The organism is Amycolatopsis sp. NPDC028719, assembly GCF_055565395.1.
This window is the reverse complement of the sequence record NZ_JBVHUL010000001.1, coordinates 697802-710393: the sequence shown is the minus strand read 5'-3', so window position 1 is coordinate 710393 and position 12592 is coordinate 697802. Positions and strand designations below refer to the sequence as shown.

The 12592-nt window shown below is 71.7% G+C and carries 12 protein-coding genes; 6 read left to right on the top strand and 6 right to left on the bottom strand.

What is annotated here, in order from left to right:
• Nucleotides 1-85: 85 nt before the first annotated feature.
• Complete coding sequence (locus tag ACZ4TR_RS03525; protein ID WP_465285592.1) at nucleotides 86-1597, bottom strand: sensor histidine kinase; 1512 nt, start codon at nucleotides 1595-1597, stop codon at nucleotides 86-88.
• A complete protein-coding gene (locus ACZ4TR_RS03520) occupies nucleotides 1575-2324 on the bottom strand; it encodes a response regulator transcription factor (RefSeq protein ID WP_043776006.1) in 750 nt (249 codons plus the stop codon). Before ACZ4TR_RS03520 ends, ACZ4TR_RS03525 begins: the two co-directional genes overlap by 23 nt.
• Before the next feature lie 175 nt (nucleotides 2325-2499).
• On the opposite strand from ACZ4TR_RS03520, the gene ACZ4TR_RS03515 reads away from it, so the two are divergent.
• From ACZ4TR_RS03515 to ACZ4TR_RS03500, 4 genes are all read left to right on the top strand, one after another.
• Nucleotides 2500-3138, top strand: coding sequence for a hypothetical protein (locus ACZ4TR_RS03515; protein ID WP_465285591.1), 639 nt, complete (start codon nucleotides 2500-2502; stop codon nucleotides 3136-3138).
• A gap of 314 nt (nucleotides 3139-3452) precedes the next feature.
• Nucleotides 3453-4607 carry a sensor histidine kinase gene (locus tag ACZ4TR_RS03510; protein ID WP_364512808.1) on the top strand — a complete coding sequence of 385 codons (1155 nt, stop codon included), beginning with the start codon at nucleotides 3453-3455 and terminating at the stop codon, nucleotides 4605-4607.
• On the top strand, nucleotides 4604-5269 hold the full coding sequence (locus tag ACZ4TR_RS03505) for a response regulator transcription factor (RefSeq protein WP_364512811.1): 666 nt from the start codon (nucleotides 4604-4606) through the stop codon (nucleotides 5267-5269). Before ACZ4TR_RS03510 ends, ACZ4TR_RS03505 begins: the two co-directional genes overlap by 4 nt.
• Before the next feature lie 9 nt (nucleotides 5270-5278).
• The gene (locus ACZ4TR_RS03500) at nucleotides 5279-5479 is read left to right on the top strand and encodes a hypothetical protein (RefSeq protein ID WP_286001196.1); all 201 of its coding nucleotides are present in this window, start codon (nucleotides 5279-5281) and stop codon (nucleotides 5477-5479) included.
• Here ACZ4TR_RS03500 and ACZ4TR_RS03495 read toward each other — a convergent pair.
• Nucleotides 5469-5915 (bottom strand): nitroreductase family deazaflavin-dependent oxidoreductase, encoded by a 447-nt coding sequence (locus ACZ4TR_RS03495; RefSeq protein ID WP_364512814.1) that lies wholly within the window; start codon nucleotides 5913-5915, stop codon nucleotides 5469-5471. The two genes, ACZ4TR_RS03500 and ACZ4TR_RS03495, sit on opposite strands and share 11 nt — an antisense overlap.
• Nucleotides 5916-6041: 126 nt before the next feature.
• Between ACZ4TR_RS03495 and ACZ4TR_RS03490 the strand changes: the two genes are divergently transcribed.
• Nucleotides 6042-6713, top strand: coding sequence for a TetR/AcrR family transcriptional regulator (locus tag ACZ4TR_RS03490; RefSeq protein ID WP_364512817.1), 672 nt, complete (start codon nucleotides 6042-6044; stop codon nucleotides 6711-6713).
• 13 nt (nucleotides 6714-6726) lie between these two features.
• Here ACZ4TR_RS03490 and ACZ4TR_RS03485 read toward each other — a convergent pair whose 3' ends face one another.
• On the bottom strand, nucleotides 6727-7317 hold the full coding sequence (locus ACZ4TR_RS03485; RefSeq protein ID WP_465285590.1) for a TetR/AcrR family transcriptional regulator: 591 nt from the start codon (nucleotides 7315-7317) through the stop codon (nucleotides 6727-6729).
• 52 nt (nucleotides 7318-7369) lie between these two features.
• Here ACZ4TR_RS03485 and ACZ4TR_RS03480 point away from each other — a divergent pair, with 52 nt between their 5' ends.
• Nucleotides 7370-8887, top strand: coding sequence for a 3-hydroxyacyl-CoA dehydrogenase (locus ACZ4TR_RS03480; protein ID WP_465285589.1), 1518 nt, complete (start codon nucleotides 7370-7372; stop codon nucleotides 8885-8887).
• Between the two features lie 88 nt (nucleotides 8888-8975).
• Here ACZ4TR_RS03480 and ACZ4TR_RS03475 read toward each other — a convergent pair whose 3' ends face one another.
• Nucleotides 8976-11804 (bottom strand): PQQ-dependent sugar dehydrogenase, encoded by a 2829-nt coding sequence (locus ACZ4TR_RS03475; RefSeq protein WP_465285588.1) that lies wholly within the window; start codon nucleotides 11802-11804, stop codon nucleotides 8976-8978.
• Between the two features lie 111 nt (nucleotides 11805-11915).
• A complete protein-coding gene (locus ACZ4TR_RS03470; protein ID WP_465285587.1) occupies nucleotides 11916-12560 on the bottom strand; it encodes a L,D-transpeptidase in 645 nt (214 codons plus the stop codon).
• Between the last annotated feature and the right edge of the window lie 32 nt (nucleotides 12561-12592).

The following is a 12592-nucleotide window of genomic DNA, read 5'->3' as shown; positions in this document are numbered from 1 at the left end:
CCCCCAAACGCCACTTTCTCTACGAAAGATGCGTCGTTGTGGAGGGAATTCGGGGGATGTGGACAACTCGGCGGCGTGGTCTTCGTCACTCTGGGGCAGGGGCCTCCGCGAAGGTGATCTCGAACTCCGTGCGTCCCGGCCGGCTCTGCACGCCGACCCGGCCGCCGTGCACCGCGACCACCGCGGCCACGATCGCCAGCCCGAGCCCGGTGCTCCCCGCCGCCCGTGACCGGGAGTTGTCGCCGCGGGCGAAGCGCTCGAAGACGTCCGGGAGGACGTCCGGCGGGATGCCCGGGCCGTCGTCCGCCACCCGGAGCCGGACCACTCCGTCCGAAGTGGACAGTGTGGTCGTCACCGTCGTGCCCGCCGGGGTGTGCGTGCGCGCGTTGGCCAGCACGTTGATCACCACCTGGTGCAGCTGGCCCGCGTCGCCGAGGACGCCGATCGGCTCGCCCGGGACGTCCATCAGCCACTTGTGACCCGGGCCGGCGACGTGCGCGTCCGCGACCGCGTCGGCCACCAGCCGGCACAGGTCCACCCACTCGTGCACCACCGGGCGGCCCGAGTCGAGCCGCGCGAGCAGCAGGAGGTCCTCCACCAGCGTCGTCATCCGGCGCGACTCCGACTCGACGCGGCTCATCGCGAACGCGACGTCCGGCGGCACCTGCTCACCGCCGCGGCGGGTCAGCTCGGCGTACCCGCGGATGGCCGCCAGCGGCGTGCGCAGCTCGTGGCTCGCGTCCGCGACGAACTGGCGGACGCGGTTCTCGCTCGCGTGCCGCGCGGTCAGCGCGTTCGCGACGTGCTGCAGCATCCGGTTCAGCGCCGAGCCGACCTTGCCGACCTCGGTGTGCGGGTCGGTGTCGGCCTCCGGGACGCGTTCGGACAGCGCGACTTCGCCGCGGTCGAGCGGCAGTTCGGAGACGCGCGTCGCGGTCGCGGCCAGGCGGTCGAGCGGCTTCATCGTGCGCCGGATCGTCGCCGCGCCGACCGCGCCGGCCACGAGGATCCCGGCGAGCGCGACGCCGCCGAGGATGAACCCCAACCGCCAGAGCGTCTCGTTGACGTCCCTGAGCGGCAGGCCGATGATCGTGCGCTGGCCGGTGGGCGTCACGGTCGAGACGACGCGGTATTCGCCGAGCGCGCCGCCGAGGTCGACGCTGTGCGGTTTGCCGTCCGACGGCAGCGCGAGCAGGAACAAGGCCTGGTCCACGGGCATGCCCTTGAACGGCGGTTTGCGCTTCGACGGCGAGCCGACGCTCGAGTCGAGCACGCCGGCGGAGATCTGCGCGCCGTTCTGGACCACCGCGAGCGTGCCGTCGCCTTGGCCCAGCACCCGCAGCGGGTCCGGCGGCGGCGCGTCCGGGTACTCCCACGGCGACCGCACGCCACCGTGGGTGGCCCGGTCGGTGGCCGCCTTCAGCCGGTCGTCCTGCTGGCGCACCAGGAACTCGCTCAGCGCGAACTCCGTGACCACGCCGACGACGACGCACACGAGCGCGAGCAGCGCGGCGAGCTGGACGATCAGCCGCCGCCGCAACGACCACGGCCGCCGCGTCCGGAACCGCAGCCGTTCAGCCCGCTGGCTTGAGGACATACCCGGCGCCCCGCATGGTGTGGATCATCGGCTCGCGGTCGGCGTCGATCTTCTTGCGCAGGTAGGAGATGTAGAGCTCGACGATGTTGGCCTGGCCGCCGAAGTCGTAGCTCCACACGCGGTCCAGGATCTGGGCCTTCGAGAGCACCCGCTTGGGGTTGCGCATGAGGTAGCGCAGCAGCTCGAACTCGGTCGCGGTCAGCGGCACGAGGTCGCCGCCGCGGTGGACCTCGCGGCTGTCCTCGTCGAGGGTGAGATCGCCGACGACGAGCGTCGACCCGCTCGCGCCGGTCACCCCGCCGGCCCGGCGCAGCAGCGCGCGCAGGCGCAGCGCGACCTCTTCGAGGCTGAAGGGCTTGGTGACGTAGTCGTCGCCGCCCGCGGTGAGCCCGGCGATGCGGTCTTCGACCGCGTCCTTCGCGGTCAGGAAGAGCACCGGCAGGTGTGGCGCCTCGGAGCGCATTCTCCGCAGTACTTCGAGGCCGCTGAAGTCGGGGAGCATGACGTCGAGGACGACGGCGTCCGGACGGAAGTCGCGCGCGATCCGGACGGCTTCCGTGCCGTCACCCGCGCTGCGCACCTCCCAGCCCTCCATGCGCAAGGCCATCGACACGAGCTCGGCCAGCGTCGCCTCGTCGTCGACGACGAGGACCCGGACGGGGCTCCCGTCGGCGCGGCGCAGGTCGGCCTTGCCAGGGCCGGGTGACGTGGCGTTCATAGCGGTCATAGTGCCATCTTCTCGGCGTCCCATCGGTGCTCACTGTGACCTCGCTGTGCGTTTCCTGTGAGAGTCCTTCGTCCGGGTAAGGGAGCCACAGCGCGTGCTGACGCCCCGCACAGCTCAAACACAGCCACGGCGGTGAACCTGGGCTGGACCAGTGTGGGTACCACCGGAGGACACGATGACGACCGAGCCGAACACGCCGCCCCAGAGCGAGCCGGCCCCCGCCGGCCAGCCGGCCCCGGCGAACTGGGGCGACCCGGCCCCGGCCGCGCCGAAGAAGGGCTGGTCCGGCAAGAAGACGGCGATCGCGGCCGGCATCGCGGTGGTGATCGCGGCCGGCGGCGGCGCGGCGATCTGGGCGGGCACCAGCAGCGCGGACAACGCGGCCCAGCAGGGACCGGGCGGCTTCGGCGGCCCGGGCGGCGGCCGGTTCCCCGGCCAGGGCGGCCCGGGCGGCGGCTTCGGAAACGGCTTCGGCGGCGGAATGGCGGCGCTGCGCGAGGCACTCCACGGCGACTTCGTGGTGTCGGACGGCAGCGGCGGCTACACGACCGAGCGCCTCCAGACGGGCGACGTCACGGAGCTGAGCGCGACCTCGGTGACGCTGACGAGCAAGGACGGCTACAAGCAGACGTACACGCTCGACGGCTCAACCCAGAAGACGGGCGACGTGAAGCAGGGCGACGCGAACGTGACAGTGGTGGCCAAGGTCGAGGGCCAGACGGCAACGGCGACCTCGCTGGGCCAGGCACTGCAGGGCCAGCGCCAGCCGGGCCAGCGCCGAGGCGGCAACTACTCGACCCGCCCCACGAACTGACGGCGGCGCCTGGTCGAACGTCATGAACGACCTTTTCCTGACACCAGGCGCGATGAACGAGTCGTTCACGACCTCCGGCCACCTCCAGCGCCCCAATGTGGCCTTGGTTGCGTCTGACGCACCGAAGGCCGCCTTGGGTGCGTCCAACGCACCGAACGCCACATTGGGGCGCTTGGGCCCAGCGAGAGCGGAGCCGGCCGAGCCTGGCCGATCACTGCTCTCCTGCCAGGGAGCGCCCCGGTGCCGCGTCCCCCTCCCGCCGCATCGGGGCGTTTCCGCCCATCCCTCCCACCGACTAGGGCACAGTTGCGGGTGTGCACGACATCAGCGGATCCCTGCGGCGCCAGTCGCTGCTGGTCGCGCTGGTCTGCGTTGTCTGTGACGCCGCCCTCTTCGCCCTCCGGGGCCCACTCGGCGAAGCCGGCTGGCGCGCCTGGGCCGTTCTGCTCGGCGGCATCGCCGTCAACGCCGCCCTCGCCGGCCCCGCGCGGTACTCCGGGTGGGTCGCCCTCGCGCACGCCCTCCTCTTCGCCGGCTCGCCGCTCCTTCTCTGCACCTGTCAGGGATACGTCACCGGGAACAACGCCGGCATCCTGATCGCCGGCTACCGGGCCGGGGCCTGGCTGCGCCCGAAACCCGCCGTCCTCGCGCTCCTCGCCCTGCTCGCCGGGGTCGTCGCCGGGTGCATCGAAGGCGGTGGGCGCACCGCGTCCGACTGGCGGCTGACCGCCATCAGCGTCAGCGTCAGCGGGCTCCTGCCGTGGCTGGTCGGCCGGTACACCACCGCCCGGCGCGCCTACATCGCCGACCTCGAGCGCGAAGCGGACGAACGCCGCCAGCACGAAGAAGAGGCCGTGCGAAGGGCCGTCACCGAGGAGCGCACGACCATCGCGCGCGACCTGCACGACGTCATCTCCCACCACGTCAGCGCCATCGGCGTGCACGCCGGCGCCGCCCGGCTCGGCCTGCCCGACGGCGTCGAGCCCGTGCGCAAGTCGCTCGGCGCGGTCGAGTCCGCGAGCCGGTCCGCGATGGCCGACCTGCGCCGCCTGCTCGACCTCCTGCACGCGGAGACCAACGCCGAGCAGCCCGGTCTCGACAACCTCGACGAGCTGGTCGAGACCGTCCGCGCGGCCGGCCTGCCGACCCGGCTGACCCTGCGCGGCGAACCCCGCGAGCTCCCCGGCTCGCTCGACGTCGCCCTGTACCGCATCGTCCAGGAAGCCCTGACCAACGCGCTGCGCCACGGCGAGGGCCCGGTCGAAGTGGAGCTGAACCACGGCCGCACCGAAGTCGTGCTCACGGTGACGAACGGCCTGCGCCCGGACCGCGCCACCCGGAAGGAGCACGCGCACCGCGGCCTGACGGGCATCCGCCAGCGCGTCACCCTGTTCGGCGGCCAGGTCTCCTACGGCGAAACCGGCGAGCACTGGCAGCTGCGCACGACCTTTCCGGTGGAGAGCACATGATCCGCGTCCTGCTGGCCGACGACCACGCGATGTTCCGCTCCGGAATGCGTGCGCTCCTCGACACCCAGCCCGACTTCACCTGCGTCGGCGAGGCGTCCGACGGCCGCGAAGCCGTCGCCGAGACCGCCCGCCTGCGCCCGGACGTCGCGGTCCTCGACGTCCGGATGCCCCGCCTCGACGGCCTCGCCGCGACCGAAGCGATCCTCGCCGCGCCGGGCAACGACACCCGCGTCCTCGTGCTCACGACCTACGACGCCGACGAGTACGTCTACCGCGCGCTGCGCGCCGGGGCGAGCGGGTTCCTGCTGAAGAGCCTCGCGCCGGAGGAGCTGGTCGCGGCGATGCGGGTGGCCGCGCGCGGCGACGCGCTGATCGACCCGTCGGTGACCCGGCGGCTGGTCGCGAAGTTCGCGTCGGTGCTCGAGCCCGCGGCCGCCGAACCGCCCGAGCTGGCCCGGCTCACCTCCCGCGAACGGGAGGTCCTGCTGCTGATCGCCAACGCCTGCAGCAACGCGGAGATCGCGCGGCAGCTGCACGTCGGTGAAGAGACGGTCAAGACCCACGTGTCCCGCGTGCTGAGCAAGCTCGGGCTGCCCGACCGCGTGCACGCCGTGGTCTACGCCTACCGGCACGAACTCGTCCCGGGCGACCGGCCTGCCTAGACTGGCCGCATGAGGCGCTGGATCACCTTCGCGGTCGGGGTCGTGCTCGTGCTGGTCGGCGCCGTCTGGGTGCTGCAGGGCATCGGGGTGATCACCGGCAGCTTCATGACCGGGCAGAAGCTGTGGTTCCTGATCGGGCTCGTCGCGTTCCTCGCCGGCGTCGTGCTGGTCGCCGCGAACCTGACCAAGCGGCGCAAACCTACTTCGTGAAGATCTCGAAGATCGGGTAGCCGGGCGCGATCTCGCGCAGCTTCTCGTCCGACGCCTTGGCGTCGACACCGTCGAAGAACACGCCGACCTCGAACTTCCAGCGCTTGAGGTAGGCGCGCAGGATGCCCGGCTTCTCGTCGTCGCCCAGCTCGCGGAACGTGAACTCCTCGACGCGACGACCGACGCGCAGCGTGCCCTGGCCGGCGGCGCGCAGGTTGCGCACCCACTGCGTCTCGCCGCGCGGGGCGACGAGGTAGCGCACGCCGTCGACGGTCAGCAGGTTGACCGGCACCGACCGCGGCTCGCCGCTCTTGCGGCCGACGACGGTCAGCACCCGGCTGCCCCACACGCTGAAACCCATCCGGGTCAGCTTCGCGACGGCCTCGTTGAAGGCGTTGGTCGACTTCTTCGGTTCGATGTAGCGGGCGGCGGTCATGACGTCCTCCGAAGTTTGGGAGAGCAGTGCTCTCGGTTAAGAGCAGTGAACACCCGAGCACCGCACATTGTCAAGAGCGGTGCTCTCTGTTTTGTGCGCCGCTCTCGTCATGGCACACTGATCCCCATGACCGCGACCCGGACCGCGCGCGAACGTGCCCGCGCCGAACTCACCCAGGAGATCAAGGACGAGGCCCGCCGCCAGCTCGCCGAGGTCGGCGCGCACGGGCTTTCGCTGCGCGCGGTGGCGCGGGAGCTGGGCATGGTGTCGTCCGCGCTGTACCGGTACTTCCCCAGCCGCGACCGGCTGCTGACCGACCTGATCGTCGACGCCTACAACGCGATCGGCGAGGCAGCCGAACAGGCCGACCCGGGCAAGGGCGCCCCGCGCGACCGGTGGCTCGCGATCTGGCAGGCGACCCGCGACTGGGCCCGCGCGCACCCGCACGAGTACGCGCTGATCTACGGCTCGCCGATCCCCGGCTACCAGGCCCCGCAAGACACCGTCGCGCCCGCGGCCCGCGTCGCGCTCGCCCTGGTCAAGGTCCTCACCCACACCGAGCTGCGGGCCATCGACGGCGAAGTCCCGCCCCAGCTGCGCGCCCAGGCCGAGACGCTCACGAAGGCCCTCGGGATCATCGCCGGGCCCGAAACCGTGGTCCGGCTGCTGATGGCGTGGACCCAGCTCTTCGGGGCGATCAACTTCGACCTGTTCGGGCAGTACGTCGGCAGCGTCGACCCCGCCGACGAGTTCTTCACCCACTCCGCGAAGCGGATGGCGGAGTTCGTCGGCCTCTAGCGCGGCCCGGTCTCTAGCGCAGCCAGGTCCGCAGCAGCAGCTCGACGGCGTCGGCGATCACCGTGTCGCTCGTGCCCTCCGGGCTCAGGTACCGCTGCCGCAGCAGGCCGTCCTCCAGCGCGTGGATGACCAGCGCGAGGAACGCCGGATCGGCCGGCGGCTCGACCCCGCGGGCGGCGAACGTCTCCCGCACGCTCGCCTCGATCAGCTCGCGCGCGGCCCGCTCGGTCGCGCCCGCCGACGGCCGGGCCTCGGGGTGGCGCAGCGCGTACAGCGTCAGCTCGGTCCGCAGCGCGAACCACTCGGGCAGGTGCTCGGCACGCGCCGCGTGCCACTCCTTCAGCCGCGCCATGACGTCACCCTCGAGCGCGGCCACCTCCACCGCCTCCTGTGACCGGCGCTGAGCCAGCAACGCCACGACCAGCTCGTGCTTGTCCTCGAAGTTGCCGTAGAACGCCCCGCGCGTGTACCCGGCGCGCTCGGCGATCTGCTCGACCGACGTGCCGTTGACGCCGCGCTCGGCGAACAGCTCCGCGGCCGCCGCGAGCAGCCGGTCTTTCGTCCGTTCGCGGCTTTCCGCCCGCGTCAGCCGCTTCCCCGTCACGGCCGAGACGGTACCGTCGGCCCGACGACATCGGCGGGAAGGCGGAGGCGACGTGACGGGGTGGGCCGGGAGGGTCGGCAGGATCCGGGTGATCGGGACCGGGGTGATGGGCCGCGGGATCGTTCAGCTCGCCGCGACCGCGGGAGTGACCGTCGAGCTCGCCGACGTCCGGCGCGAGGCCGTCGCCGAGGCGATCGAGCACGTCGGCGCGATGGCCGACAAGCTGGCCTCGAAGGGCAAGCTCGACGACGCGCAGGCGGTCAAGGACCGGCTGGTCGCGGTGGACGCGCCCGACGCGCCCGCGGACGGCGTCGACCTCGTCGTCGAGGCCGTCCGGGAAGACCTCGGAACGAAGCGGGCCCTGTTCGCCGGGCTCGAGCGCGTCTGTCCACAGGAGACGATCTTCGCGACGAACACCAGCTCGCTGTCGGTCACCGAGATCGCCGCCGAGCTGGCCGAGCCCGGCAGGCTGATCGGGCTGCACTTCTTCAACCCGGTGCCGCTGATGCGCCTGGTCGAAGTGGTCCCCGGCACGCGCACGCACGACTGGCTGCCCGCCGAGGCCCTCGAGCTGGTCAAGAGCTGGGGTCACGAGCCGGTGCTGGCGAAGGACGCGCCGGGCTTCCTGGTCAACCACGCCGGACGCGGCCTCAACACCGAGGCGCTGCAGATCCTCGCCGAGGCGCTGGCCGAGCCCGCCGATGTCGACCGCGTCGCGCGGGACGTGCTCGGCCTGAAGCTCGGGCCGTTCGAGCTGCTCGACCTGACCGGGCTCGACGTGTCCCACGCGGTGCTGGAGAGCATCTGGAGCGGCTTCCACGGCGAACCGCGGCTGCGGCCGTCGTGGCTGACCCGGCCCCGCGTCGCCGCCGGCCTGTTCGGGCGCAAGAACGGCGAGGGCTTCTACTCCTACGCCGAAGGAAAGCAGCAGGTCGCCGAGGAGCCGGCCGCGCCGCCGAAGCCGACGAGCCCGGTGTTCGCGGCGGACGAGCACCTCGGCCGCGTGCTGTCGGCGGCCGGCGTTCAGGTGGTGTCGGACGCGTACCCGGACGCGGTCCTGCTCGTCCCGCTCTACGGGGAGTCCACAGTGGACGCGGGCACCCGCGCCGGGCTGCCGCTGGACCGTGTCGCGGGTGTCGATCCCTTGGGTGGCTACGAACGGCGCCTCACGATGTCGGTCCACCCGGGACTCGACCCGGCGGCGGGCCGCGCGGCCTGGGGCGCCCTGGCGGCGACGGGCCACCCGGTGACGGTCGTCCGCGACGGCCCGGCCCCGATCGCCCAGCGCCTCCTGGCGTCCATCGTCAACACGGCGTGCTTCATCGCGGGCCAGAACCTGGCGTCCCCGGGCGACATCGACACGGCGGTCCGGTTGGGCCTCGGGTATCCGCGTGGCCCGCTGACCTGGGGAGACCTGGTGGGCGGCGACATCGTGCTGCGGATCCTGCGCGGACTGGCCGCGTCCACCGGGGATCCGCGGTACCGGCCGAGCCCGTGGCTGACCGAGCGGGTGGCACTCGGGCTGCCGCTGACGTCGGCCGGGACGACACCCGCGGCTCTGCGCGCCTGAGTCCACAGAGGACCCGAAACGGACGCGGGCCGCCTCCGGAATCCCGGAGACGGCCCGCGTCTGCTCGTTCACTTCCTGACGACCACCGTCACCAGGGGCGGTCGACCGCTCCCGTCTGCGGCGTGTACGTGATGTAGCCGCCCTGGAAGTCGCTGCGGTACACCCCGTTCGTCACGTACTCGTCCGTCGTCGGGTACCGCAGGTACGACCGCTCCCAGCCGAGCGCCGCCCAGCGCTTGCGGATCTCGCCCTTGATCACGTGCGCGCCCGTCGCGTTCGTGAAGTAGATCGAGTGGTTGAAGCTGAAGTGGTTGAACCGGCCGACACCGTCCGGGGTCCCGTCTTCGTCGTTCGTCGGGTAGCCGAGCCCGCGCTCGTACCCGAACGCCGCCCACTTCTTCCGGATCTCGCCGTAGATCGCGTGCGCGCCCGTCGCGGGCGTGTAGTAGATCGAACCGACGCCGGCGCCCTTGAGGAAGTGGTTGAAGCGGCCGACGCCGTCCGGGGTTCCGTCCTCGTCGTTCGTCGGGTAGCCCAGGATCTGGCCGTAGCCGAGCGCCGCCCACCTCTTCCGGATCTCACCGTAGATCGCGTGCGCACCCGTCGCGGCCGTGTAGTAGATCGAGCCCTGGTTGCCGCCGTTGTTGAAGTCGTTGAACTGCGCACCGTCCGCATTGGACGCGGTGTCGGTCGTCGGCGGGCCGAGCTTGGTGAGCCCGCCCATGGCGACGTACTTGTCCAGCACCGGACCGGTGAGGAACTTCGTCCCGCCCACGGCACTCCAGTACAGGCGGCCGTTGGCGTACGCCCGGTAGTGGACCGCGCCGTCGGTGACCTCGGCCGCCGTCGGCGCCCCGAGCTTCGCCTGCAACGCCGGGTCGGCGTTGTAGCGCTGGTCGATCGGGGTCGCGTAGTTGGCCGTCAGCGCCAGATCGCCCGTGCCGATCGTGATGACCCACGTGGTGTCCGCCGGTCCGCCCTGCCAGCCGGTGAACTTCGAGACGCCGTCGGTGCCCAGCGGCGCGGCCTCGATGTCGAAGCTGGCGCCCTCGGTCACCAGCGCCGTGCTGACACCGCCCTCGACCGGGATGCTCAGCGCCGCGGGCTGCGTGCTGAGCAAGGTGATCCGGTGCTGGCGCGGCATCGCCGTGTACGTCTTGGACGTGGTGACGCCCGCACTGTCGGTCACCGTCGCGGTGAACTCCATCCGGGAGTCCGGGTGCTCGGTGAACGGCTGCGCGAAGCTCGCCCCGGTGCCGCCGGCGCCGGGGTGCGAGTGGCAGGTCGCCTCGCTCGGGCAGTGCCGGACCGCGGTGGTCCACGAGATCGGCAGCGTGCCGTCCTCGGCGTCCGTGGCGGTGGCATCCAGGCCGACCTGCTGGTTCACCGCGAACGTCGCGGTGTCGCCCGGCGTGGTCACCGTGAGCTGCGGGGTGTGGTTGCCGGGCGCGACCTTGATGTCGGTCGTGCCGGTGAGACCCAGCGGGTCCCGGACCGTCAGCTTCGCGGTGAACGACTCGGTCCCTGCCGCGTACTGGTGGCTGGTGGTGGGCCCGGCGTCGGCCACCGTGGTCCCGTCACCGAAGTCCCAGTCGTACTTCAGCAGGTCGTTGTCGTAGTCGACCGACGTGGAGCCGTCGAACGACACCGTGCGGGTGTCCGGGTCGGTGGTCGTCGTGGCCTTGGCCACCGGCGCGGTGTTGCCCGCCGAGTAGCTCAGCCGGCGCAGGTTGCCGCTGAGGATGTCGGCGTAGACGATGTCGCCGTTCGGCGCCGCCGCGAACTTGACCGGGCCGCCGATGCCGGTGAAGACCGGCGGGTTCTCCGGGGCCTGCGTGAGCTTGCCCTGGTCGTCGTAGCGCAACGTCCAGATCTTGTTGGTCACGTAGTCGCCGAAGAAGTACGAGCCGCGGTAGGCCGCCGGGTAGCTGGATCCGTTGTAGACGATCCCGCCGGTGACGCTGTTGCCCTGCATGGCGCCGGTACCGTGCTGGTACTCGAAGATCGGCGCCTGGTTCGGCACGCCGGCGCAGCCCGCGAGGGCGCTGTAGCCCGGGGTCGCGTGGGCGCCTTCCCAGCACGGCCAGCCCTGGTTGGACCCGCGCTGGACGACGTCGACCTCTTCCCAGTTGTTCCAGCCGACGTCACCGACGACCGGCAGGCCGGAGTTCGCGTCGATGGTCATCCGGAACGGGTTGCGGAACCCGCGCGCGAAGACCTTGCTGGCGGTCGACGCCGGGTTCGCCGCGTCGTAGTACGGGTTGCCCGGCACGCCCTTGCCGTCGGCGGCCAGGTGGAAGATCTTGCCGTACGGCTGGTTGATGTCCTGCGAACGCAGCGAGCCCGGGTCCACCTTCGTGAAGTCGCCGTTGTCCCCGATGGACAGCCACAGCGTCCCGTCGGCGGCGGGGACGACGCCGTTGATGCCGTGGACTTCGAAGATGCCCGGCACCTCGAACAGCGACTGCTCGCCGCTCAGCGACGCGGGCGCACCGGCCGCGTCCAGGCCCACGGTGAACTTCGAAAGCCGCATGACGAAGCCGCCGGTGACGTTCACCGAGCGCGTGAGGTAGATCGTGTGCGACGTCGCGTAGTCCGGTGCGACGGCCAGCCCGACCAGCCCGATGTCACTGATCTCGCGGGTCGGCAGCGTCGCGATGGTCCGCGGTGCCCCGCTGGTCGGGACCCACTGGACGCGGCCGTTCTTCGCCGTGGCGAGGACGGACTGGTCCGGCAGGTACGCGAAGTCGGTGAGCTGGTACTGCCCCGTTCCGGTGCTGGTGTCCCGCAGGACGAACCCCGGCGGGAGTGTCGTTGCCGCTGCCGCCACCCCCGTGGTCACGACGGGCAGCAGCGCCCCTGTCAGCACCGTCGCCACGAAGGCGTGACGTAGTGCTCTGAGCTTTCCCAAGGCCATTTGGCCCCCCTTCCCAAGCGATCACTTATCGCCTGAGCAGGGGGGCCAGTTGCACTCGGCCGTGTGAATTTATCTGTTCGTGACCTACTGTCCGTGTTGGCCGGTCTGTGCTTACGGGACAACCTGCACGACATCACCGATGTGCAGCGTGGTGAAGAACTTCAGGGACGCGCTCGCCGACAGGTGGATGCAGCCGTGCGAGTACACCGACAGGCTGCCGGTGTGGAAGGCGTCGCCCGGGTAGAAGAACACCGAGTTCGGCATCGGCGCGTTGTCGAACTCCTTCGACAGGTGCATCTTTTCCTTCGACAGCACGTGGAACGTGCCGGTCGGCGTCGCGTAGCCCTTGCGGCCCGGCAGCATCGGCACCGGCCCGTAGACGACCTTGCCGCCCTGCAGGATCCACGCCTTGTGCGCGGAGATGTCGACGCAGGCGGCGGTGCCCGGCGCGGCGGCCGCGGCGGCGCACGGGACGCCGGGGTTGGCCGCCGGAGCGACCGGCTTGGGCTTGGGCTTCGGCTTGGCCGAGGTGCTGGTCGGCGCCGGCTTCGTGGTCGACGGCGTCGGGGTCGGGGTGGCGCTGGTCGTCGTGGTGGGGGCCGCGGTGGTGCTCGATGTGGTCGGCGCCCCGCCTCCCGTACCCGCGGCGGCGACGGCCCCGCCGCCCGCGTTCGGCGTCGCCGCCCCACCCCCGGAGCAGGCGGCCAGCACGAACGCGGTGGCCAGCGCGGCCGCTCCCGCCAAAAGCCTCTTCACGATCCGTTACCCCCGTACTCGATCATCGCTTG

What these genes read in the sequence shown, in the direction of transcription:
- ACZ4TR_RS03505 (WP_364512811.1), top strand. Translation starts at nt 4,604, where the DNA reads ATGATCCGCGTCCTGCTGGCCGACGACCACGCGATGTTCCGCTCCGGA.
- ACZ4TR_RS03520 (WP_043776006.1), bottom strand. Translation starts at nt 2,324, where the DNA reads ATGACCGCTATGAACGCCACGTCACCCGGCCCTGGCAAGGCCGACCTG.
- ACZ4TR_RS03495 (WP_364512814.1), bottom strand. Translation starts at nt 5,915, where the DNA reads ATGACCGCCGCCCGCTACATCGAACCGAAGAAGTCGACCAACGCCTTC.
- ACZ4TR_RS03475 (WP_465285588.1), bottom strand. Translation starts at nt 11,804, where the DNA reads ATGGCCTTGGGAAAGCTCAGAGCACTACGTCACGCCTTCGTGGCGACG.
- ACZ4TR_RS03490 (WP_364512817.1), top strand. Translation starts at nt 6,042, where the DNA reads ATGACCGCGACCCGGACCGCGCGCGAACGTGCCCGCGCCGAACTCACC.
- ACZ4TR_RS03515 (WP_465285591.1), top strand. Translation starts at nt 2,500, where the DNA reads ATGACGACCGAGCCGAACACGCCGCCCCAGAGCGAGCCGGCCCCCGCC.
- ACZ4TR_RS03500 (WP_286001196.1), top strand. Translation starts at nt 5,279, where the DNA reads ATGAGGCGCTGGATCACCTTCGCGGTCGGGGTCGTGCTCGTGCTGGTC.
- ACZ4TR_RS03525 (WP_465285592.1), bottom strand. Translation starts at nt 1,597, where the DNA reads ATGTCCTCAAGCCAGCGGGCTGAACGGCTGCGGTTCCGGACGCGGCGG.